At 36.3% G+C, this 23,836-nt stretch carries 24 protein-coding genes; 5 read left to right on the forward strand and 19 right to left on the reverse strand.

Translation table 11 applies throughout. From position 1 onward, the window contains the following. Positions 1-8: 8 nt before the first annotated feature. Together rpmF and SPK86_RS00215 are read right to left on the reverse strand one after the other, a co-directional pair. Positions 9-182, reverse strand: a complete 174-nt coding sequence (rpmF, locus tag SPK86_RS00210) for a 50S ribosomal protein L32 (protein WP_284140914.1) — start codon at positions 180-182, stop codon at positions 9-11. A gap of 33 nt (positions 183-215) precedes the next feature. Continuing rightward, the gene (locus tag SPK86_RS00215; RefSeq protein WP_330948433.1) at positions 216-743 is read right to left on the reverse strand and encodes a YceD family protein; all 528 of its coding nucleotides are present in this window, start codon (positions 741-743) and stop codon (positions 216-218) included. Positions 744-948: 205 nt separating this feature from the next. Here SPK86_RS00215 and SPK86_RS00220 point away from each other — a divergent pair, with 205 nt between their 5' ends. Then, positions 949-2,157: a nucleotidyltransferase gene (locus SPK86_RS00220; protein WP_330948434.1), complete on the forward strand. Its 1,209-nt coding sequence runs from the start codon at positions 949-951 to the stop codon at positions 2,155-2,157. Between the two features lie 83 nt (positions 2,158-2,240). Here the strand turns inward: SPK86_RS00220 and SPK86_RS00225 are convergent, their stop codons facing one another. Beyond that, positions 2,241-3,266, reverse strand: coding sequence for a SepM family pheromone-processing serine protease (locus tag SPK86_RS00225; RefSeq protein WP_284140917.1), 1,026 nt, complete (start codon positions 3,264-3,266; stop codon positions 2,241-2,243). 248 nt (positions 3,267-3,514) lie between these two features. Between SPK86_RS00225 and ylbJ the strand changes: the two genes are divergently transcribed. Further along, positions 3,515-4,726: a sporulation integral membrane protein YlbJ gene (gene ylbJ / locus SPK86_RS00230; protein WP_284140918.1), complete on the forward strand. Its 1,212-nt coding sequence runs from the start codon at positions 3,515-3,517 to the stop codon at positions 4,724-4,726. Between the two features lie 55 nt (positions 4,727-4,781). Here the strand turns inward: ylbJ and coaD are convergent, their stop codons facing one another. The 7 genes from coaD to SPK86_RS00265 all read right to left on the reverse strand — a co-directional run bounded on the left by coaD (position 4,782) and on the right by SPK86_RS00265 (position 8,977). Further along, positions 4,782-5,279, reverse strand: a complete 498-nt coding sequence (gene coaD, locus SPK86_RS00235) for a pantetheine-phosphate adenylyltransferase (protein WP_284140919.1) — start codon at positions 5,277-5,279, stop codon at positions 4,782-4,784. Further along, positions 5,272-5,853, reverse strand: coding sequence for a 16S rRNA (guanine(966)-N(2))-methyltransferase RsmD (gene rsmD, locus SPK86_RS00240; RefSeq protein ID WP_330948435.1), 582 nt, complete (start codon positions 5,851-5,853; stop codon positions 5,272-5,274). Before rsmD ends, coaD begins: the two co-directional genes overlap by 8 nt. A gap of 360 nt (positions 5,854-6,213) precedes the next feature. Next, entirely contained in the window at positions 6,214-6,489 is a 276-nt protein-coding gene (locus tag SPK86_RS00245; RefSeq protein WP_284140921.1) for a YlbG family protein, read from the reverse strand. 87 nt (positions 6,490-6,576) lie between these two features. Beyond that, positions 6,577-7,017, reverse strand: a complete 441-nt coding sequence (locus tag SPK86_RS00250) for a YlbF family regulator (protein ID WP_284140922.1) — start codon at positions 7,015-7,017, stop codon at positions 6,577-6,579. A gap of 60 nt (positions 7,018-7,077) precedes the next feature. After that, complete coding sequence (locus SPK86_RS00255; RefSeq protein WP_330948436.1) at positions 7,078-7,311, reverse strand: YlbE-like family protein; 234 nt, start codon at positions 7,309-7,311, stop codon at positions 7,078-7,080. Between the two features lie 7 nt (positions 7,312-7,318). Beyond that, on the reverse strand, positions 7,319-7,705 hold the full coding sequence (ylbD, locus tag SPK86_RS00260) for a spore coat protein YlbD (RefSeq protein ID WP_330948437.1): 387 nt from the start codon (positions 7,703-7,705) through the stop codon (positions 7,319-7,321). A gap of 207 nt (positions 7,706-7,912) precedes the next feature. Next, entirely contained in the window at positions 7,913-8,977 is a 1,065-nt protein-coding gene (locus SPK86_RS00265) for a CAP domain-containing protein (protein ID WP_330948438.1), read from the reverse strand. Between the two features lie 249 nt (positions 8,978-9,226). Here SPK86_RS00265 and SPK86_RS00270 point away from each other — a divergent pair, with 249 nt between their 5' ends. Continuing rightward, entirely contained in the window at positions 9,227-9,595 is a 369-nt protein-coding gene (locus SPK86_RS00270) for a YugN family protein (RefSeq protein ID WP_284140926.1), read from the forward strand. 226 nt (positions 9,596-9,821) lie between these two features. Continuing rightward, on the forward strand, positions 9,822-10,880 hold the full coding sequence (gene ytvI / locus SPK86_RS00275) for a sporulation integral membrane protein YtvI (protein WP_284140927.1): 1,059 nt from the start codon (positions 9,822-9,824) through the stop codon (positions 10,878-10,880). A 117-nt stretch (positions 10,881-10,997) separates the two neighbouring features. Here ytvI and SPK86_RS00280 read toward each other — a convergent pair whose 3' ends face one another. The 7 genes from SPK86_RS00280 to cyoE all read right to left on the reverse strand — a co-directional run bounded on the left by SPK86_RS00280 (position 10,998) and on the right by cyoE (position 17,505). Then, positions 10,998-11,453 carry a DUF420 domain-containing protein gene (locus SPK86_RS00280; protein ID WP_330948439.1) on the reverse strand — a complete coding sequence of 152 codons (456 nt, stop codon included), beginning with the start codon at positions 11,451-11,453 and terminating at the stop codon, positions 10,998-11,000. Positions 11,454-11,507: 54 nt separating this feature from the next. Beyond that, positions 11,508-12,419 carry a cytochrome c oxidase assembly factor CtaG gene (gene ctaG, locus SPK86_RS00285; RefSeq protein WP_284140929.1) on the reverse strand — a complete coding sequence of 304 codons (912 nt, stop codon included), beginning with the start codon at positions 12,417-12,419 and terminating at the stop codon, positions 11,508-11,510. Between the two features lie 171 nt (positions 12,420-12,590). Next, positions 12,591-12,911 (reverse strand): cytochrome c oxidase subunit IVB, encoded by a 321-nt coding sequence (gene ctaF / locus SPK86_RS00290; protein ID WP_284140930.1) that lies wholly within the window; start codon positions 12,909-12,911, stop codon positions 12,591-12,593. 3 nt (positions 12,912-12,914) lie between these two features. Next, the gene (locus SPK86_RS00295; protein WP_284140981.1) at positions 12,915-13,538 is read right to left on the reverse strand and encodes a cytochrome c oxidase subunit 3; all 624 of its coding nucleotides are present in this window, start codon (positions 13,536-13,538) and stop codon (positions 12,915-12,917) included. Next, positions 13,538-15,394, reverse strand: a complete 1,857-nt coding sequence (gene ctaD, locus SPK86_RS00300) for a cytochrome c oxidase subunit I (protein WP_284140931.1) — start codon at positions 15,392-15,394, stop codon at positions 13,538-13,540. The genes SPK86_RS00295 and ctaD overlap by 1 nt, the downstream gene beginning before the upstream one ends. Before the next feature lie 51 nt (positions 15,395-15,445). Beyond that, positions 15,446-16,498 carry a cytochrome c oxidase subunit II gene (coxB, locus tag SPK86_RS00305; protein WP_284140932.1) on the reverse strand — a complete coding sequence of 351 codons (1,053 nt, stop codon included), beginning with the start codon at positions 16,496-16,498 and terminating at the stop codon, positions 15,446-15,448. A 65-nt stretch (positions 16,499-16,563) separates the two neighbouring features. Next, positions 16,564-17,505: a heme o synthase gene (gene cyoE, locus SPK86_RS00310; RefSeq protein ID WP_284140933.1), complete on the reverse strand. Its 942-nt coding sequence runs from the start codon at positions 17,503-17,505 to the stop codon at positions 16,564-16,566. Positions 17,506-18,016: 511 nt separating this feature from the next. Here cyoE and SPK86_RS00315 point away from each other — a divergent pair. Continuing rightward, complete coding sequence (locus SPK86_RS00315; protein ID WP_284140934.1) at positions 18,017-18,970, forward strand: COX15/CtaA family protein; 954 nt, start codon at positions 18,017-18,019, stop codon at positions 18,968-18,970. Between the two features lie 66 nt (positions 18,971-19,036). Here SPK86_RS00315 and pyc read toward each other — a convergent pair whose 3' ends face one another. Then, complete coding sequence (gene pyc / locus SPK86_RS00320) at positions 19,037-22,480, reverse strand: pyruvate carboxylase (protein ID WP_330948440.1); 3,444 nt, start codon at positions 22,478-22,480, stop codon at positions 19,037-19,039. Further along, positions 22,468-23,652, reverse strand: coding sequence for an FtsW/RodA/SpoVE family cell cycle protein (locus tag SPK86_RS00325; RefSeq protein WP_284140936.1), 1,185 nt, complete (start codon positions 23,650-23,652; stop codon positions 22,468-22,470). Before SPK86_RS00325 ends, pyc begins: the two co-directional genes overlap by 13 nt. Positions 23,653-23,836: the final 184 nt, after the last annotated feature.

Consider the following 23,836-nt stretch of genomic DNA (forward strand, 5'->3'; position numbering starts at 1 on the left):
TACGTTCATTAGCTATTAACTACTTCTTTTCCATCGTAATGTCCACATGATTTACATACATGGTGTGGCTTTGTTAACTCACCACAATTTGAACATTCTACCATGCCAGGTACATGTAGCTTTTTATGCGTACGACGTTGATTTTTAACCTTTTTAGAAGTTCTTCGCTTCGGTACTGCCATGACTTACACCTCCTTCAAATGAAAAGCATCTTACTATTTTTGCTTACTATCTTTTAATAAGGACTCTAGCTTTTGCAAGCGAGGGTCTATTTTCTTTTCACTTATTTCCTCAGAAAGTACTTCCCATCCATTCCCTTTATTAGGGATATTGTTCTCAGTATTTGCTTCATCGGAAAAAACACGAAAAGGAATCTCCAATAGAATATTTTCCTTTATAAATGGAGTTAAGTCAAGCACTTCTCCATTCACCGGATGAATTTCATTTGCTTCATCTTCATTTTCTAAATATGGTGAAGCAGAAAAAATTTCCTGTGTTTTTATTTCGAATGGATATGGTACATCGACTAATGTACGTGCACATGGTAATACCATTTCTCCTTGAATCGTAAACGAAAAAATAAACTGATCTCCGCTCATGGTGCAATCACCATAAACATGAACTGGTTTAATAAGACGAATGTCATTATTCATCGTTTCTAGTTCAGACACATCTACTTCTCCATCAAAGGAAAATGGTTTTGAATGTGCATTTTTTTTAATTTGTCCTAATGTAAATTTCATTTCCTTCACCTCAAGGCAACAAAAGTAATTTTAAAATGAAAATCGGTATTTGTCAATATCATTCTCTTTACAGAAGCAAAAATTTATCATTTCGAATAGTATTCCCTTCTAGCATTGCATTAATCATGCGCAAGATGAAGGCGATGCAACGAGCAACAATCTTTGGTACAATTATAACCATCAATTTATATTTGGAGATGGGACTATGCGAGCATGTGGACTAGTTGTTGAATACAATCCTTTTCACAATGGGCATTTATATCATTTGCAACAAGCAAAAAAAACGACTGATGCTGATATCATGATTGCTGTTATGAGTGGCTCTTTTCTCCAACGTGGAGAGCCGGCAATCATCGATAAATTCCATCGTGTACAAGCTGCATTAAAAAGCGGCATCGATATAGTTTTAGAATTGCCTTACGCATTTTCTGTACAAAGCAGTGAGCTTTTTGCCAAAGGATCGATTCAAACATTATCAAAAATTGGTGTTGACTCCGTTTGTTTTGGCAGTGAATCTGGAGATATTCACGATTTTTTGACAAGCTATCAGCTCCTCAAAAATAAGTTAAATACATATAAAGCATTGTTACACGAAAACCTAAATAAAGGACTATCTTTCCCTGAAGCTAGTAAAATTGCCTATGAGCATATTGGACTTACTAAGGATTTTGACCTTTCCAAGCCAAATAATATACTTGGTTTTAGCTATGTAAAAGAAATACTTGAACAGCATTTACCAATCAAGCCAGTAACAATAAAAAGAATTAAAAACAACTACCATGATGTTGATATCTCTGACACGATTGCAAGTGCTACGAGTATTCGAAGTGAGCTTCTAGTTAAGCAGTCCCAGTTAAACGATTTAGCTCAAACTATGCCTTCTCCAACCTTTGAGGTTTTACAAGCTTATAAGGATAAGGCTTCACAGTGGCATCAATGGGAGGCCTATTTTCCTTTTCTTCAATATCGCGTGCTTACTATGGGGAGTAAAGAACTTGCCTTAATCGAAGGTGTCATCGAAGGACTAGAATATCGGATCTATAAAACAGCTAAAAAGGCTTCAAGCTTCCATGAATGGGTGCAGTTAATTAAGTCAAAACGGTATACTTGGACGCGCATTCAACGTATCTTCGTACATATTTTAACGAATACAAAAAAAGCGGAAATAGCCTCTTTAAACCTAATGGAAAGTATTCCATATGTAAGGCTGTTAGGGATGAGTCCATCTGGACAACACTATTTAAATATTAAAAAGAAACAGATGGATGTGCCTATTGTGACAAAGCTTTCACGAAGCATGCATCCGATGTTACAAATCGAAGAAAGAGCTACCCATGCTTATTATAGTATTCTTTCTTCGGCACAAAAACAGGAATTGTTTCGCAAAGAGCTATCAGCCCCAATACAAGCTTAGTACGTTATTAAGCTCGATTATCAAAAAAAGATAATCGAGCTCTTTTTCGTTTATGAGGTAGCTTTTTTATTACTTTCGATAATTCATTTTTTCGTATCAATCGTTTCTAAATAATCAATAGCATCCTGAAAGCTATCTACTGGAACGATTTTCATATCTGAATCAATTTCATTTACTGTATCAATCGCAATTTCATAATTCGAGTTTGCTGCTCCACCTTCATTTGGAGCAAAAAAGATATCACAACCTTCTTTATCAGCAGCAATGACTTTTTTATCAATACCACCAATTCGATAGACACGGCCATCATAGTCGATTTCACCCGTTCCAGCAATCTGATACCCCTTCGTTATATCCTCTTCTACTAATTGATCATAAATTTCTAAAGAAAACATCAATCCTGCACTAGGGCCGCCAATACTTCCACTAGCAAAGGTAATGTTAGGGTTGACCTCAACACTTCGATCAGTAACAAGCTGAATACCCAACCCAACCTTTTCTTCATCATCTTGGAAGGTCTCCAACGTAACTTCTTTTGTCAATTCTTTATCATCACGTACTATTTTTAACTGAACAGAATCACCAGCTTGTTTGCCATCTACAAAATCGATGAGGTCTTTCGCTTCGGTTATTTTTTTGGAATCAATACCAATTATCCGATCACCTGATTTTAACTGCCCATCCGCGGGCATTCCTTCTACAACAGAAACAACATAGACACCATTATATTCTATTTTTATTTGTTCATTAGCTGCTTTATATGCTACAACAGTTGACGCTTCCTGTGAGCTTTCCATCATTTGTAATTGCGCTTGAAAGTAAGCCTCCTCAGATACCCCTTCAGGCCGAACCTCATGAAGTGGTAGCACTTCTTGATGTGGTAACAATTTTGCCAATATAAATTGCATTGGTGTCGCTTGACCACCTCGAACAGTTACAAGGTGCATATCGCCTTTACTTTTATGTCCACCTTCTACTTCTACAATTGGATTAAGTGCATCTGCACCCCCAGGCTTATATATGTAAAACGGTAATTTATACATTGATAAAAATAGTACAAGTGCTGACATTAATACGAGTGTTACGAGTTGCCTTTTTGTGAATTTCATTGATTAACCCCTTCCAAATTCTTGCTCTCATCTATTACTATATTTCGCGGATCATGCTCACGAAGCTTCTTGATATGTATCTTTAAAAAAGTGAATGGCATAAACCGATACGGTACATGCGTATATTGATAAAAGAACCTTGGTTGTCCATAACATATTAGCTAAAACAACATCATGATAGCATTATTATTTTACTACGTTCAAAAAGAGAAGTACAGGAACCAACACCACCAATTAGGAGGAAGTCAATGAGGCAATTAATGAAAACGATCCTATTATCTGGCTTTACAATATTCATTGCAATCTCGTTAGTTACTTTCCCCAAAGATGCATTCGACGCCAGCCTACATGGACTTGACATGTGGTGGGGTATTGTATTTCCTTCTCTGCTTCCATTTTTTATTACTGCTGAGCTTTTATTAAGCTTTGGAGTAGTAAAATTTCTCGGTGTATTGTTCGAACCAATCATGCGTCCTCTTTTTAATGTTCCGGGCACTGGAAGCTTTGCGTGGATTATGGGAATGGCAAGTGGCTATCCAACTGGGGCTAAGATTACTGTTCGATTACGTGAAGAAAAGCAATTAACACGGATAGAAGCAGAACGTCTTGTTGCATTCTCAAACGCTTCTAGCCCATTATTTATATTTGGTGCGGTATCAGTAGGTTTTTTCTATGATCCGAAGCTCGGATTATTAATTGCCACCTGCCATTATGTTGGTAACGCGATTGTCGGTATCCTTATGCGCTTTTACGGTCGTTCACAGGAAAGACCGACAAACAATCAAAAAGAAAAGGTATCCTTTTTCAGAGCATTTCGAGCGATGCACGAAACGAGAATCCATGATCCGAGGCCATTTGGAGAAATATTAGGAGATGCAGTGCTTAGTTCCATTAAAACATTAGTAATGGTCGGCGGCTTCATCATTTTGTTTTCTGTGCTTACTAAAATTTTATATTTAGTAAAAATTACGCCAATGATTGCTACTTTTTTCGAATCTATCTTATCGCTCTTTTCTATTCCAGGAGAACTGACGTTACCATTCATTTCAGGCCTGTTTGAAATAACGATTGGTGCCAATATGATTTCCAATACAACGGAGGCGCCATTACTAGCAAGCATCATTATTATTAGCTTTATTCTAGGATTTAATGGACTTTCCATTCAAGCTCAAGTTGCAAGCATCCTTGCTAAAACGGACATACGATTTTTACCTTATTTTTTTGGAAGAATACTACACGGATTCATCGCTGCACTGTTAACCGTACTATTGTATCGTCCATTATATACTGAGCGACCTGCATTTTTTCAATCTAATCCGGTTCCGGCTTTCCAAATGGTTTTCGAAAATCATTGGAGTGCTACGATGCAATTCATTCAGGATTTTGGTCCAGCAATTACAATACTATTCCTCGGTATTAGTGCCATTCTATTACTTCAACGAGCGTCTCATAATCGATGATTAATGATAAAGTAAAAAAGATGCTGCTAATTTAGCAACATCTTTATCTTTATCTTTAGTCAGATATAGGTACATCTTTAAATTTTTTTGCCAATGCTTTTTCTACTGGTTTTGGAACAAGGTCAGCTACGCCTGCACCATATTTCGCTACTTCTTTCACAATACTTGAGCTTAAAAATGAGTATTGGTTATTCGTCATCATGAACAATGTTTCGATATCATTATTTAGTTTTCTATTCATCGAAGTGATTTGCATTTCATATTCAAAATCACTCACAGCTCGTAATCCACGAAGAATAACCTGTGCGTTTATTTTTTCCGCATAGTCGATTAACAAACCATCACTTGCATCCACTGATACATTGGGAAGATGCTTTGTAGATTCTTTGATTAATTGAATTCTTTCCTCAACTGTAAACAACGGAAACTTTGCTTGATTATTAAATACTGCTACAATGACATTATCAAAAATACGTGCTCCACGTTCAATAATATCTAAGTGACCATATGTAATCGGATCAAAGCTTCCTGGACATATTGCCAATCTACTCATTATAACTGCCTCCTACAATCGTTGTTTTTTTATAGATGGTCACACCAATTGTTCCACCATAATCGTATTCTTTCATGCACACAAGCCCTGCAATCGTATGCGGCAGTCGTTCGCTTGCATCATGCTCGCAATATATGTAGCCATCTTCCTTTAATAGCTCTAACTCGAGTATTTTTTCAATAAATTCTTTATAATTTAATTTTCCATATGGTGGATCAAGTAGAATTAATGAAAATTGTAGATTCCTTTTTGCAGCTGCATAAATGGCTCGATATGCATCTGTTCGATATATTTCAACATAATCACGTAAACCTAGTGTTCTTACATTCTCTTTTATAGTTTGAATTGCTTTTGATTGCTTGTCTACAAAGATTGCGGTCTCCATACCTCTACTCAACGCTTCTATTCCTAATGAACCACTTCCGGCAAACAAATCAAGACAACTTCCTCCTGTAAAAAAAGGCCCCATTATCTGAAATACTGCTTCTTTCACTTTATCTGTTGTTGGTCTCGTTGCTTTTCCAGGAACTGCTTTTAATTGTCTTCCTTTATGTACTCCTGCTACTACTCGCATTTTATCACCCTTAAACAGAACATTTATCCGAATTAATCCTAACATAAAGAAAAAGAAATTGCAGTTTCAAATAGTGTTTTTTCTCTATTTTTCATTTTATATCCTGATTATAAAGAAAAAATGTATAAAAAAATACCGATTTGATCATACTAGAATAACGAAACGACTCTTGCGTAGCTTAGTTGTTTCAAACGGAGAAGAGACTTACACTTCCCCATAAGTTCTCCTCCGGTTTCTCCTCTCCCTTTGCCTTTTTGTTTTCAACAAGAAAACAAAGGGACCTGCAGAAATTGTTTCTGCAGGTTTTTTCTTTGTTTAAAATTAAAAAAGCCTGCGGATAGAAGCTTCTATCCTGCAGGCTTAAATACCCATTTTGTAATCATATTGCTTTGCTTTATCTGGCTTTGCATTTTCAAACATCGTATTTACAAATGGTTTATACGATCGATCGATACGCGATACAAAAGAATGTTTTAATATTTTCGTTTCCACGTTTTCTAGCTCATCCTGGTCAACATAAATAACAGCATACTTTAATCGCTTTGACGCATACAATAAATGACCGTATTTTTTTAATTGTCTAATGTTTTTCATATGCTGAAACCAAACGACAAGTCCTTGACGATTCATTCTCATGGTAATCCTCACTTATATCCTTTTGAACATATTTTAACAAAAAGAGCATCTTACAGCAATCCAATAAGTTATTTGCATTTGAATTCACTATGAAGCTTGACAGCCACAGCCTCCACCACTTCCACAGCCACAGCCACTATCGGTTAATGCTGCTCCATCGATTGGAACTTTAATTTGTTCACTAACACCTAAGGCAATGATTTGACTAAGTTCATCTAATAATCTTTGTAAATTTCTTTCTGTCACTTTAAATGCTGCAACTTTGTCATTCATATCCACTGCTCGTTTTGCAGCTCTTACCTTTTTCATTATTTCATTATAATCTGGATGATAGCGCCCAAATCGTTGGATATCCTCATAATCACCCTTTATATTGTTAAAAGCCGTAATCAGCTTTTGTGTCTCTATGTCACCGTCCATATCACGACGTGCGTTTTTGTAAGCCTTCATTTCTTCCGACTGCATTACCATTTTTCCTAATTGCTCTGCACGGTCTAGAACATCTACAAATTCAAGTGTTGCGATCACTACCTTACCACCTCCACTATTATAGTATCATTTAATTTAGTCTATGAAAATGATTTAACACTAGGCTTTCATCGTTTCTGCAAATTGCAAGAGCATTCCAAGTAACTGTACGCGATCATTCGCTTTTTCTAACCGCTGTGGCATCGTTTTCCCATAGAAAACCTTTGCCTCTTTTTCTAGTTCCGCTAATTGATTTGGATCCCGAGCTAAAAAACGATACCATATTGGATTACTTCGTATAAACTGCTGAAGGTCTGGTCGAGTTTGCAAAAAGGTTGTTACACGTTTATCCATTTAAGATTCAATCCCTTTGCCAGTTATTAATGCGCTGGTTTTGTAGTGGGGGAGGATTTTTATTCGTGCTTTGAAACTGTCCAAGTAATTCCTGTAACGTAGCTATTGTAGAGTTTAATTGTTTTGCTTGGCTTTGCACCTTATTTACATCCACATTTTCTGTCAATTTTTTTATTTGTTTAAAAAGCTCCTTTTTTTTCTCCGTTGACTTTTTTGTATTTTCCTCATCCTGATACTGTTCCCAAAATGAATCATCTTCACCTAGCAACACCCATTTTTCATAATATTCCTGCCACCCCCTCCTCTTCTTCCTTATTTCTTCAATTAGTTTAGGATGCTTATTAATAAACTCCTTAAATTCTCTTACAGTTGGATGTAGCTTTTTTTCATCCATCTATATCACCCCATCATTCCATTTAAATTAATCAATGGGTCTATGAAGGCCGTTACTTCCTTCGATTTTTAGTGCGATATGCACTACCTATTAAATAATTTATGCATGACAGGTTGGAATGTGCCCGGTTAGGTATTTTAAAATAAAACGATTGAATCCAATCTATCTAGATTGGATTCAATCGTTTTTATATTTATTTCTTCTCCACTAAGGCTTTGCTAAAAAATTTTGTGTGTAATACAGTCGATACACTCCGACACCTAAGTGCGTATATCCATCATTCAATAATGCTTCACGATGCCCCTTGCTATTTAACCATCCTTCCATCGCTGCTGCTGCATCTGGATATTGGGCTGCAATATTTTCACCTGCCGAAAAGTAAAAGACTTCCTTTGCAGCCAACCTTTCTTTTAATCCATCTCCATTTTGAGCATAATGTGAAAAATAATTATTTACAGACATATCCTTACTGTGTAAAAAAGCAACCTCGCTTACTTTCTCTTCCCATTTCAATGACGATTTTTGATTACTGTGTCGCATCACATTCGTAATATCAAATATTTGCTGCTCCATTCCATGCTCTACCTGTAACCATTCATCATCCGATAAGGAAGGCTGCTCTGGTAGCTCTCCACGATATTGAAGCTCATATGGTCGATGTTGTAATAATAAATCACCAGAAAGAATACGAACCGAAGAAAGCTTGTCTGTAAAGGTATCAAAATAGCATTGGATGAATAGATCATTCGTTATCTTTGCTAATGGACGCTTCTTCATATCATCGTTATTTAATCGGAATGTGTATGAAGAGATTCCTTTTTTATAGGTTATTTCCTCTGAAAAAGGAAATACCTCGTTTACTTCCTCATAGGATTGACCAATAACAAGCGGGTCAATCGATAGCTTGCTCCCCGTACCAAAGACGGTTTGAATTTTATCATTTAATATTCCAAATTGAATATACTGTTCTTTTTGATCGGTATAAACCCACCATGTATACCCGTAGGAGCTTAAGTCCTTTCTAATTGGCGTACCTAACTTTCCCTCTAATTCTTTCGTCGTTTTACCGATCCACTGAAATAAGTCTCCTCCATACCTATCACTAAGCAGCTGTTTTTCTGGAGCGGTTTTGGTCTGAATGACATTCTTCTTTTCCTTTATTACCTGACTAATCTTGTGAAGGCTATTAGAATCCACCACATACTTGTCAGCAACATAAAATAGAGCTCCGATGAGTAATAAAACGAGTAATAGACGGCGTAATAAGCGCATATGTTTCACCCTTTAATTAGAATATAGTAATGTAACTATATGAACTAGAACGTAATTCTATGCATCATAGTTTTTAACTGTAAGAATAGCAACTGCTTATTTACTTACTATATTAAGCGAAGCTATCCTTTTCATTGTATACTTTTCATCTAAAGCTAGCTACCCATATAAGACCCCTTTTATGATTGCAACTTCTTCCATTTCATACTATTATAGTTTTGAGAGGAAAATTTGTGAGGTGGGGTTAAAATGAGACTAGAAAACTTAGAAGTGGAAGACATGCTTGTTGATGTAAAGCCATTGGACCATGTTATGGGGAAACATGCGTTTATCCGAGCCGGACAATGGGATTATGAGCGAGTAACCTATGACTATAAAATTGGGTCAAATGAAAAAAACATTACATATTATGTTCGAATTCAGGGCTATGCCGTTGAAGGAGATGTTGATCGAGGAAATGCAGTCATTAAGCTTATGACGCCGCTTCTCGGTAAGCATTATTATCCACATGGCGTAGAATATGGAGAAGAAGAAAACTTTCCAGAAAATTTAGTTGAACGAGCAAAAAATCTTATTATAAAGGTTAAAGAAGAACTAACTGAATTAAAAAATAACTAACTTTAAATTACCAACTGATTTTACTTCATCAAAGAATCCTAACTTCAAGGTGTACGATTTTTAGCTTTTGATTCATTAAATTTAGGGTCGATCCCTCTCTTTGAGGAATCCGACCCTTTTTATATCGCAAATAAACTAATTCTGTTCAAAACATCATATAAATGCTATATTTTTTATAGATGTAAATTGAGAATAATGGGTTTTTGAAAGGAGACATTGGTTCATCTTGTTGCGTAATATAACAAAACGTCAATGGACGCTTATTTTTTTAACTGTCTTACTCATTTTATTAGGTTATTTTATTTTACCTATTTCAGTACCGTTAATTATTGCTTTTATTACGGCACTTATCCTGAATCCGGTGATCCGATCTATCCAGACCCATATTAAAATTAGCCGAAAAAATGCCGTTATTATCGTCTTTTTGCTATTTCTTATATTGGTTGGTATTACTGGTACATTGATCGTTACAAAAGCAGTCACACAGGTTGTTAACTTTGTCGAAGATGTACCCGAGCATTTTAATCAATTAAATCAAATTTACCGTGATTGGGAAGATAGCTTCCAGCAATATGCGAAAAATCTTCCAAAGGAATTCGTAGATCAAATTACAGATAGCCTTGAAAGTAATTTAACTTCCTTAAGCTCTACTGCGAAGGAAAAATTTACGATCGATTACATTGCTCAGCTATTCGCAAAGGTACCACAGTACTTAATTAGCTTTCTTGTCTATTTAATCGCGTTATTCTTATTCATGCTTGAGTTACCAATTTTAAAATCAAAAACCTATGAAATGTTAACACATGAAACTGCAGAAAAGGTTTCATTTATGAATGCTAGACTATCAAATGTCATTCTTGGTTTTCTCAAAGCACAATTTCTCGTCAGTATTATTATTTTTATTGTTTCATTAGTCGGGTTATTCTTAATCGCTCCTGACATTGCTATCATTATGTCAATATTCATCTGGATCATTGATCTGATTCCGATTATTGGTTCGATTATTGTGTTAGGTCCGTGGTCTCTATTCATGTTTTTATCAGGGGATACAGCGATGGGTGTACAACTAGCCATCTTGGCAATTATTCTTTTAGCCATTCGCAGAGTTGTCGAACCAAAGGTAATGGGAAAACATATCGGGTTATCTCCACTCGCTACGTTAATTGCTATGTTTCTAGGGTTGAAGTTACTCGGTATATTAGGTTTTATTCTTGGACCACTATTGGTAATCGCATTCCATTCAGCGAAAGAAGCAGGAATCATTAAATGGAACATTAAAATTTAATACGTAGTGTAAAATAAAAGAAACGATTCGAAAGTCATCTAAAACTTTACGGATCGTTTCTTTTATTTATACAGATCTCCCCACCACTTCGTTAACAGATTCAGTGGTCCATTCTTCTTAAAAACCTAAAATTGCTTTAATCATGCTCGTTGTTTCTCCACCCTTATAAAATACATAAAGCAATAAATATACCATAATTCCAGTAAGTGCGCTAAAGAACCAAATGATACTCGTAATCGGTCCGAGCTTTCTGTGCTTCGATATTTTTCGTTTCATTGCTAATGTAATCGTAACAATCCCAAACACAGCTCCAGTCGTAGCTAAAGCAATATGAAAAATTAAAAAAATCGTGTAATAAATTTTTAAATCCTCAGGTCCCCCAAAGCTTGTATTACCAATAAAAACTGTTCTTGATACATAAATCGTTAAAAACAAAAGTGCACTTATAGCTGCTGCGAGCATTGTTTTTTTATGTGCAGCTTTCTTACCTCGTACAATTAATATCCACCCAATAGCAACTAAGATTGCGCTAAGTAAAATAAAAAAAGTACTAATTGTTGGTAAAATTGGCATCTAAACCAATCCCTTTCTCTATATATTGTGAAATGTAATAGTTAGTAAAACAGATTATTGTAAATTCTGGACAGTCGTATTCTCTGGTACAGGATCGACCTTTAAACTTTCCTTTGTAAACCAACCGAAAAAGATTCTCGCTAAAACAACACCATACGTAATCTCTTGCATTATTTTCATAATGATTCCACCAAGCTGCTGATCCTCCATGATATTCATCGGAGAAAACATCTCTGGACCCGAAATTTCAGTTTGTAAATTTTGCAGCACATCTCCTGGCACACAAAGACTCATTGCTTGAATCCATGCTCCTCCAGAGCTATACGCTGCAAATAAAGGAACATCTGCAAAAATGATTAATACACATGCAGGAGTAATAAGCACCCCATTCCCAAAAATATAAAATATTTTCATCAATGGCGTCATTACATTAAATTCCTTAAGCGTTGTTAGTATCGGGAACCACATGATAAAAGCAGCAAATAGCAAAACAAGCGAGATCGATGTATGTGCCACCTGTGATGACTTTGCGAAATTAAATACTGCTGGTATATGGTATAACGAAAATAACGCATTAAAAAGAAGGATGGATATTAACGGTTTAGACAAAAATCGTAACAAAGGGAAGATGACTGGCTTAAAAACTACCTTCTTCCAAATCCAGATCGGAATCCCTTTTATCATTAAGATTGGAAACAGCAGATAAAAAAGCGCCATTTGCGCCATATGGGCTGATAGCATAATGTGCGTAAGTAAATCAATTGGCGAACCCTTCACGACATAAAGAAGAAACATGCCCGTATAAAAGGCTATCTTTTGTTTTGGAGTAGGCTTTTCTTCGCCTCCAAACTTATGACGATACGGACCGGTTACTAAAAAATAAATCAAAGCTAAACAAAGTACAAATAGTAAAAAGTAAGGACTCCATAACGCACGAAATCCAAATATCTGTAACTCCAACCACATAGTTATTCATCTCCAGTTTAAACGGATGCTACCGCTTATTATAACGTACACTACTTATTTATTCATCTTTTGAATGTGACAAAAACCGAACAAATGAAAGATTATACAAAGAAGGTTTATTCTTCCTGCTTGCAAAATAAAAAGATCGGGAGTGTCCCGATCTTTTTATTTTTACCACCAAGTAATGACAGCAAGACCTGCGATCGTTAATATGGCAGCCCATGCTCCCCCATAAATCATAATGGATGGCATTTCATGTCCCTTATCCTTCATATGCATGAAATAATAATATTGAAAGGCGACTTGAATGAGAGCTAGAATTAACAAAACAGGAATAGCGAACATTTTTTCCATGACACCCGTTGCTACGATTGTAAAGGCGATAAGCGTAACGACAATCATTAACGCAAACGAAATGAGCTGTTTTTTCATTTCTTCCTTGTTCCGTTGCTTCTGATACTCTGTTATTTTATTGGTATTGGTGTTTTCCATCCTTTAACCCACCTTTCCCATTAAATAAACAACTGTGAATACGAATACCCATACAACATCAATAAAGTGCCAATACAAGCTAAATGTATTGAATTTAGGTGCATTATATAAGTTTAAGCCTCTTTTTGCATTACGAATCATTAGTGTAATTAACCAAAGGATACCAAATGTAACGTGCCCTCCATGGAAACCTACTAATGTATAAAAAGCAGAACCAAACGCAGAAGAACGGAATGTAAAGCCGTATTCTGTAATATAATGCGCAAACTCATATATTTCCATTGCTAGAAAGCCAATTCCGAGTAAGCCCGTAATTCCTAGCCATAATTGCATCTTTTTAAAATCATTGTTTTTCATATGGTACATTGCATACACACTTGTTAGTGAACTTGTTAATAACATGATTGTCATAATAAATACAAGTTCTAATCCGAAAAGTTCTTCTGAGGTTGGACCACCTGCTGTTGAATTTTTCAAGGAAAGGTATGTTCCAAATAAACTAGCAAATAATACCGTTTCTCCTCCTAGGAAGAACCACAAGCCTAAAAATTTATTTTTACCTTCAAGGGTCGCCTTTTCTGGCGATTGCGGCATTGTTTCTGGATTTAAAATGTGATCGTTACTCATCATTCATCAGCCTCCCTTTCCAGTTCTTCTTTTGAGATATGATACCCAAGATCATCCTTCACAGAACGTACAATCATCGCACCAAGTGCAATTGCCATTCCACCAAATAAAGCAATAAACCATGCATTGTTATCTGTTTGATAAATAAAACCAAATCCGGCAATAAATAAACCAAGGGACATTACAAATGGAATAAATGAATTATTCGGCATATGAATCTCACCTAAAGGCTCAGCCGGTGTCATTTTCCCATTTCCTTCTGTTTTTTCCACCCATAATGGATCTAAGCCACGTGTTAACGGTAATTGCTTAAAGTTATAATATGGCGGTGGTGAAGGAATGGACCATTCTAATGTACGACCATCCCATGGATCAGCTGGTGCCTTTTCGCCTTTAACTTGACTATATATCGCATTAATAAAGAAGACGATTACTCCAATTGCCATGAAGAATGCTCCAATGGTACTAATAAAGTTTCCAAGATCTAAATTTTGATCCTCTAAGAACACCCAGTAACGACGCGGCATTCCCATTAAACCGAGAAAATGTTGAATAAAGAACGTTAGATGGAATCCAATAAAGAATGTCCAGAACGCAATTTTACCCATCGTTTCATTTAGAATACGACCAAACATTTTCGGCCACCAGTAATGGAATCCAGCGAAGATACCAAATACGGTTCCTCCAACAATAACATAGTGGAAGTGTGCAATAACAAAATACGTATCATGGTACTGGTAATCCGCTGCTACAGTCGCAACCATTACCCCTGTCATCCCACCGACAGTAAAGGAAGGAATAAAACCAAGACTCCAAAGCATTGCTGAATTGATCGTAATGCTTCCTCCCCACATCGTAGCAAGCCAGTTAAATATCTTAATTCCAGTTGGAACAGCAATTGCCATCGTTGCAATAGAGAAAATGGTATTTGCTACTGGCCCTAGACCAACAGTAAACATGTGGTGCGCCCATACCATAAATCCTAAAAATGCAATTAGCATCGTTGCGAAAACCATTGCTGTATAACCGAATAAACGCTTTTTAGAAAAAGTTGAGAAAATGTCACTAAACAAACCAAATACAGGCAATATCAAAATATAAACTTCTGGATGACCAAATATCCAGAATAGATGCTGCCAAATAATTGTGTTTCCACCTAAAGTAACATCAAAGAATGCAGAATCAAACATACGATCAAACATTAACAAAAATAGTCCAATCGTTAATGCTGGAAATGCAAACAAAATTAGAATACTCGTTACAAATGTAGCCCATGTAAATAAAGGCATTCGCATATAAGTCATACCAGGAGCACGCATATTAATGATCGTAACGAGAAAATTAATACCACCTATTAATGTACCTGCCCCGGCAATTTGCAGTCCCATTACATAAAAGTCAACACCATGTCCAGGAGAAGTCGTCGATAATGGTGCATACGATGTCCACCCTGCGTCTGGTGCACCGCCTAAAAACCAACTACAATTAAGTAAAATACCTCCAAACATAAATAACCAAAAACCTAAAGAATTTAAAAACGGAAAAGCCACATCTCTTGCTCCAATTTGTAACGGGACCGCGGCGTTCATCAATCCCAATAACAAAGGCATTGCTGCCAAAAATATCATTGTCGTTCCGTGCATCGTAATAACTTCATTGTAAAATCCTGCACTGACAAAGTCATTTTCTGGCTTTATTAATTGAATCCGTATGATTAAAGCTTCTATTCCACCGAGTATGAAGAAAAATCCACCACCAAATGTGTATAAATGTGCAATTTTCTTATGGTCGACAGTGGTTAAATAATCCCATATTACAGCGCCGAAGCCCTGTTTCTGAGTAGCTGCTATACTCACAGGTTAAACCTCCTTTTTTCTCTTTCATCCCATTTATTAAATACATTCTCTCTATTTTCCTGCACTTTCTGGACCAATTTCACTTGGTTTTAGTTGCAATAAATATTCTGCAATTTTTTCAGCTTCTTCTTTATTCACAGCAGGATATTTACCCGTCATCAAGTTACCAGGCTTAATCTTTTCAGGATTAACAATCCACTCTACTAAGTTTTCTTTTGTTGGCTCTACGTATCCAGCAAGCTTTGTCCGATTACCAAAATCAGTTAAATTCGGACCAGTAGCAATTGGCGATGAGCCGATTGCATGACAAGCCATACAATTATTCGCTTCAAAAAGCTCTTGCCCTTCTTGTGCAACTGAATTTTCCGGCTTTGCTTTTGGATCTACACTTTTCATATCTGCTATCCATTGTTCATACTCTTCTTCACTAACAACAATCACTTTAAAATCCATTAAGGAATGCGAAGGTCCGCAAAGCTCTGCACACTTACCCCAATAAACACCTTCTTCATAGGCTTGGATATACATGGTATTTGTATTATCCGGATTCACATCCATTTTACCTGAAATAGAAGGTACCCAAAAAGAGTGCGTAACATCTGAGGACAGCATGTTTAAGTATACTTTCTTACCTACTGGTATATACAAATCCTGACTCGTTTGTATTTCTTCCCCTTTGTAGTCGAAATGCCACCAATACTGATTTCCAGTAATATCAATATTAATGCTATCCTTTTGATCATTTGTCTTTGCCAAATCAAAAGAAATGAGTGTGGTAGGTACTGCCATTATAATAACTAAAATGATTGGAATAATTGTCCAAACCGCTTCTAGTCCTTTATGACCTTCCACTTGCTTCGGTATAAAATTTTCTTGCCCTTTCTTTTTACGAAAACGAAGCAATACAATTACATAAACTATCATTACAATTACAAATACAGCACTCATGATAACCGTTGTTAAAATGATCAGCTTCATCGAACTTTCTGATCCATACCCCTTCGGTACAAGGGCTGTTAAGTTTTCTCTGCCACAGCCGGATAATATAAGTGCTACCAAGCCTAACAAAAACAAAGCCCTAAGTTTTCCCATCCAACCTTTCATGAATTATACCTCTCTTTCTCTTTGTGTCTTCCTTATATATAAATGTTGCATAAAGGATAACCATATTAAATAGGATAATTAATCGTTACTACTGCCATTAATAAAAATAATATAGTTAAATAGTTTAACGAATAGATAAAAATAAGATTTGCCCATTTCAAATCATTTTTCACAAAGAAGCCAGCAATACCTAATGCTAGCCATCCAATATTAAGGATGGTTGCAATGATTAAAAATGTTGTTCCTAATGAAGCTAAAAAGAATGGTAATGGTAATAGGCAAGTAATATAAACAACAATTTGTCGTTTCGTTATTTCAAATCCATACACTGCAGGCAGCATTGGTATGCCAGCTGCTTTATAGTCATCGCACTTTTTCATTGCCAAAGCAAGAAAATGTGGTGTTTGCCAAATAAACATAATTAAAAATAATACCATTGGTACAATGTGTATTTCTGGACTGACCGCAGCCCAACCAATTAAAGGTGGAATGGCTCCAGAAAAACTTCCTACTGCTGTATTAAGTGTATATCGTCTTTTTGACCACATTGTATAAAGCACAACATATGTAAACCATCCAAAAAATGCAAACAACGTCGCTTCAACTGTAGTAAATAATAATATTAGATGTCCAAAAGTCGATGCGGCTATTCCTAGTACAAGTGTTGTCTGCATAGAGATATTCCCCGTTACAGTAGGACGTGATTTTGTTCTTGACATAACGGGATCAATATCAACATCAAACCAATTATTTAATATTGCACCTCCAGCAATTACAAATCCGCTTCCGAACATGGTAAGCAAAAATAACTGCCAATTATCCAATATGGAAGCATTCGTAAAATAAAGCGCAAGCCAAAATCCGACAAACGTCGTGATTAAATTTGAGTTGACAATGCCTATTTTAATAAGTGCTTTAAAATCCTTCATAAAGAGTGTACTCTTTTTTGCGGGAACAGCTGGGTTACTCATAATTTGTGTCGACGCAGTTGTTTCCATCTTGTTCATGCTAATCCCCCCTTTGTTCCAAGATAAATGAACATATTCAACTAAAAATATAGTGGAAATAAATTATCATATTCTTAATTTCTTCACTACTTTTACAATCATTGTATCATGAATTGAATTTTTTACCATCGACCAATACGTTGTCCATTTTACCAATAGTTGGTTGGCCAGTACAATTTTAAATGTGACAATTTTGTGAAATGTGAACACAAACAAAGAAAAGGCGTAAAAGCCTCTATCATTAAACGAAAATATGCACGAACCCAAGAAAAACGGGCATAATTATGTAAAGCTTATCAAATATCCCTACACTTATTTCTAGCAAACAATGCTAAACTTTGCAAGCGTTTTTTATATTTTCATAGTGAAAACGATAATTCGTTACAATTCTGTGACAAATATCCTTTCCATTCTTAATTTGTTTGCTTTATCCATTTATATGATATTATGATGGACATCGGGGTATTTATTTACATCAAATATTGGAAGTTACATAAAGTGGGGAAAACATATGATAAAAACACTAAAATCACTGTCTGTTGTTGCAACAATTGGGATGATATTCATATTAATGGGTGGAGCGCTCGTTACAAAAACAGAATCAGGGGCAGGTTGTGGTTCAAGCTGGCCGCTATGTCACGGACAACTTATCCCTTCTGAAATTACGCCAGAGTTGATTATCGAATTAAGCCATCGACTTGTTTCTGGGATTATTGGTGTTGTTGTTCTAGGACTTTCTATTTTGTCATGGGTGTTTATTGGACATATTCGAGAGGTAAAATTCTTATCCTTCCTCTCTTTGTTTTTTCTTGTATTACAAGGGTTAATCGGTGCAGCTGCAGTTATGTGGGGGCAGTCAGACTTTGTCCTAGCCATGCATTTCGGAATATCGCTCATTTCGTTTGCTGCTGTATTTTTACTCACATTGCTCATTTTTGAAATCGATCAAAAGTTTGATACGAACACATTACTACTAGAAAAAAAGCATCGAATAGAAATATATTTATTAGCTGTTTATACGCTAGTTGTCGTATATACTGGTGCACTTGTGCGTCATACAGATGCAAATCTTGTTTGTAAGGATTGGCCGTTCTGCTTTAATGATGCACCATTTGCTATAATGGACTATCGTTTTGATCAATGGATTCAAATGGGGCATCGGTTTGCTGCTGGTATTCTTTTTATATGGACAATCATTTTCTTTGCACGATTAATTCGGAATTACAAAGGAAGTAAGGTGATTTTTTGGGGCTCACTTACACAAATAATCTTTATATCGCTTCAAGTGCTTTTTGGGGCTCTTATCATCTTTACGCTATTAAATCTTGGTATAGCCTTACTGCACGCACTGATTATATCTTGTTTTTTTGCCGTCTTATGCTACTTTATTTTACTTGCTTCACGGAGTGCAGCAGCAGAAAAACAAAACAATTTACGAAATACTAAAAACGAAGCACTAAAATAAATCAAGTTCATAAAAAGCAGTGGGATGAATTGAACTCATCCCACTGCTTTCTTATTATTTGATGCTTTATTCAAATTCAATTAGTAAATCATTTACTGTAATTGCATCTCCATCTGAACAATGAATATTTTTAATAACACCTGCAAATGGTGCTTGTACCGTCGTTTCCATTTTCATCGCTTCTGTAATTAACAAGTAATCACCTTTTTGAACATGCTCTCCTTTTTCGCAAAGCACTTTAATGACCGTTCCAGGCATTGTAGCACCAATTTGTTTTTCATTTGTTGCATCTGCCTTTGGTTTCGCCGCAGTTTCGGCTTTAATGCTTTCATCTCTTACAACAACCTCTCGCGGCTGCCCGTTCATTTCAAAATAAATAACACGTGTACCATCTGAACGAGGCTCAGAGATAGAAATAAGCTTCACAATTAAAATTTTTCCTGGCTCAATTTCAACTTCAATTTCCTCACCTAGCTTCATACCGTAGAAAAAGGTAGGTGTATCCAGGACAGAGACATTGCCATATGTTTCATAAAACTTGTGGTAATCCATAAATACTTTTGGATATAATGCATAGGCAATAATATCAAAGCTTGTTACATGTCTATCAAGGGATTTAAACAGTTCTTCATTTAACTGACTAAAGTTAATCGGATCCATAAGTGCACCTGGACGAACTGTAATTGGTTTCTTCCCTTTTAAGATAATTCTTTGTAACTCTTGTGGGAAGCCTTGATAAGGCTGACCAATATACCCTTGGGCAAACTCAATAACTGAATCTGGAAAATCAATTGACTCTCCTTTTTCATATATATCGTCCTCTGTTAAATTGTTTTGTACCATGAACAAAGCAAGATCGCCAACAACCTTTGAAGACGGCGTTACCTTAACAATATCCCCAAACATATCGTTTACACGACGAAACATTTGTTTTACCTCATTCCATCGTTCACCAAGGCCTACCGCTTTTGCTTGTTGCTGTAAATTACTATACTGTCCCCCAGGCATTTCATGGAAATACACTTCCGTATGTGGTGAATTCATACCACTTTCGAATTCCTGATAATAAGCACGAACATTATCCCAGTATTGTGAAAGTTTCTCATAGGATCGTATGTTAACATGTGGTTGGCGTTTTGTTCCTTCTAACGCATGGTATAGAGATTGCGCACTTGGCTGAGAAGTTAACCCTGCCATACTATCGCACGCTACATCAACCGCATCTACACCAGCTTCAATTGCACGTGCATACGTATAAACGCCATTTCCGCTTGTATCATGCGTGTGTAAATGAATTGGTAAGTCTACCGTCTCTTTTAATGCTTTCACCAATTGATAAGCCGCTTCAGGCTTTAATAACCCTGCCATATCTTTAATTCCAAGAATATGAGCGCCAGCTTGTTCAAGCTCTTTCGCGATATTCTTATAATATTCCAGGTCGTATTTTGTTCGACCAGCGTCTAATATATCTCCTGTATAGCAAATAGCAGCTTCAGCGATTTTGTTGTTCTTTCTTACTGCTTTAATCGCTGGAAACATTCCTTCTACCCAGTTCAAGCTATCAAAAATTCGAAAGACATCAATTCCTGCATTTGCACTTTTTTCTACAAATTCATCTATTAAATTATCAGGATAATTTTTATAGCCTACTGCATTACTTGCACGAAGAAGCATTTGAAATAATACATTTGGCATTTTCTCGCGCAGTTTAAGTAATCTTTCCCACGGATCCTCTTTCAAGAAGCGATAGGAAACATCAAATGTTGCTCCCCCCCACATCTCTACAGAAAATAGATCTGGTAACAAACGTGCTGTCGGCTCAGCAATTCGATCTAAATCCTTCGTTCGAATTCTCGTTGCTAATAAGGATTGATGTGCATCTCGAAACGTTGTATCTGTTAACAGTACTTCCTTTTGTTCAAGCATCCACTTTGATACAGCTTCAGGACCTTGTTCATCCAGCAATTGCTTTGTACCATTCGGAAATGCTTCTAATGGATTAAATGTAGGAACAACCGGCTTTTCAAACTCTGGCTTCTTTCTTTTCGTCATGCCTTCAAATCCATTAACTGTCGTATGACCAATATACGTAAGCATTTTTGTTCCACGATCCTTACGCTTTGGAAACACAAACAATTCTGGTGTTTGATCAACAAATGTCGTGTCATATTCGCCTGACATAAATTTAGAATGAAGCATCACATTTTCTAAAAATGGGATATTTGTTTTAATGCCACGAATACGGAATTCCTTTAGGTTACGGACCATTTTCTGTGCTGCCTGTTCAAAGGTTAACGCCCATGTAGATACTTTGACAAGTAAAGAATCATAATGTGGTGAAATTTCAGCACCTTGGAAGCCATTACCAGCATCTAATCTTACGCCAAACCCACCACCAGTTCGATATACATTGATTTTTCCTGTGTCTGGCATAAAGTTGTTTAATGGATCCTCTGTTGTAACCCTTGATTGAATGGCATATCCATTAATTTGAATATCGGCTTGCTCTGGAATACCTATGGATGCATCATGCAACTCATGCCCTTCTGCAACCTTTATTTGTGTTTGAACAATATCTACACCCGTAATCATCTCTGTAATCGTATGCTCTACTTGCACACGCGGATTTACTTCAATAAAATAAAATCCTTCATTCGTAACAAGAAACTCTACTGTACCTGCATTTATATAGTTCACGTTTTTCATAAGCTTTACAGCTGCATCACATATTGCTTCACGCATCTCTAAAGTTAAGGATACACTTGGCGCAATCTCAACTAATTTTTGATGACGACGTTGTACTGAACAGTCTCTCTCATATAAATGAACGATATTGCCATCCTTGTCCCCAACAATTTGCACTTCAATATGTTTTGGATTTTCGATTAATTTCTCTACGTAAACTTCATCATTGCCAAACGCTGCTTTAGCTTCGGATTTTGCACGGTCAAAAGCTTCTGCAAGATTGCTTGCATTCCGCACAATACGCATTCCACGACCACCTCCACCTAATGTGGCCTTAATAATAATTGGATAGCCGTGCTTTTCGCCAAATGCTTCCACATCAGCAACCGTTGTTACTGGACCATCACTTCCAGGGATTACCGGAATACCAGCATTTACAGCTTGCTCTCGTGCTCTTACTTTATCTCCAAACATGTGCAAGTGTTCACTTGTTGGGCCAACAAAAATAATACCCTCTTCTTCACATCGTTTTGCAAACGCAATATTTTCCGATAAGAATCCATAGCCAGGATGAATTGCATCCGCCCCTACATTTTTAGCTAATTGAATAATTCCCTCAATATCTAAGTAGGCATCAATCGGTTTTTTACCTTCTCCAATCAAATAGGATTCATCTGCTTTATAGCGATGATAAGAACCTGAATCCTCTTTTGAATAAATTGCTACTGTACGAATATTTAATTCTGTACATGCACGAAATACTCGAATCGCTATTTCACCGCGATTTGCAACTAATAATTTATGAATCTTTTTTAACTGGACCATTGTTTTCCTCCTTTAAAATAAGCTTTTTGTGTAGGTATTGGCTTTGTATGCGAAGGCCTTGGTTCTTGCTCTCTTTTTTTGATAGACATCGCAATGTTATTCATGATTCCCATGGAAACCATTAACACAAGCAATGATGAGCCACCATAACTAACAAATGGTAATGTAACACCAGTAATTGGCAGAATTCCACTAATGGAGCCTAAGTTCACAAATGCTTGTATTCCTATCATCGAAGATATCCCGATTGCTAATAAAGCACCAAAGCTATCCTCACATTTTCTAGCTATGAAGATGCCACGTAAGACAATTGTGGCAAGTAACCCAATGACGATAATCACACCAAGAAAGCCAAGTTCTTCTGCAATGACTGCCATGATAAAATCTGTGTGTGCTCCAAATAAGTAGCCAAGCTTTTGTACGCTTTGTCCTAATCCTTCTCCTGATAATCCACTACCACCAATCGCAAGATAGGACTGAATTAAGTGATAACCTGCATCATCAGGTGCATTAAAAGGCTGATATGCTCCTGTAAACCTAGAAACCCGCACGTCAGTCACCATATTTGGCAGTGCTACCATTAATGTTATCACGCCGATTAAAATAAGTAACAACAAATGCTTCAATCGAATTCCGGAACTGAAAATAACGGAACAAGCAATTAAAAATATAATGGCCGCCGTCCCGATATCTGGTTGCATGACAATCAGTCCAAGCATTACACCCGTCAAAATTAGTGGAGGTAGCACACCTTTATTAAATTCATTTATGTAGGCTTGTTTTTTAGAATAAACAGATGCTAAATACATAATAAGCCCTATTTTTGCGAATTCAGAAGGTTGCAAGCTAATCGGACCTAGTACAAACCAGGATTTTGCATTTCCTCTTACTTCTCCGAAAATTAAAACACTAATTAATAGCGCCAAGATACCTAGCACAATTATTTTCATTAGCTTTTGATAATACTTGTAAGGGAATATGCTGCAAAATATAAATCCTCCCAATCCAATGAAAAACCATTGCATTTGCTTGAATAAATAGTGCGTTGCTTCAAATCCTTCTACAATAGCTGATACCATGCTGGCACTGTAAATCATTACAATTCCAAATGCAGCTAATAATAATGGTGCGATTATCAATGTAAAGTCAAAATATTTTAATTTTCCCTTCATCTTAGATCTCCCCAACTAATCCAAAGCATAAATTGTCTCGCTCTCTCTTATTCTACTTCAGATATTAATTATTCTACCTGTATACAGCTTATTGCCATGCATGCTATAAGTTAATGAAAGGGTTTCTGTTCCTTTCATCTATTTTAATGTTTTTTTCTATTACATAGAAGCAGAATGAATTTGT

The sequence above is a fragment of the Virgibacillus sp. MG-45 genome, from assembly GCF_036409425.1.
Classification (GTDB): Bacteria; Bacillota; Bacilli; order Bacillales; family Amphibacillaceae; genus LDC-1.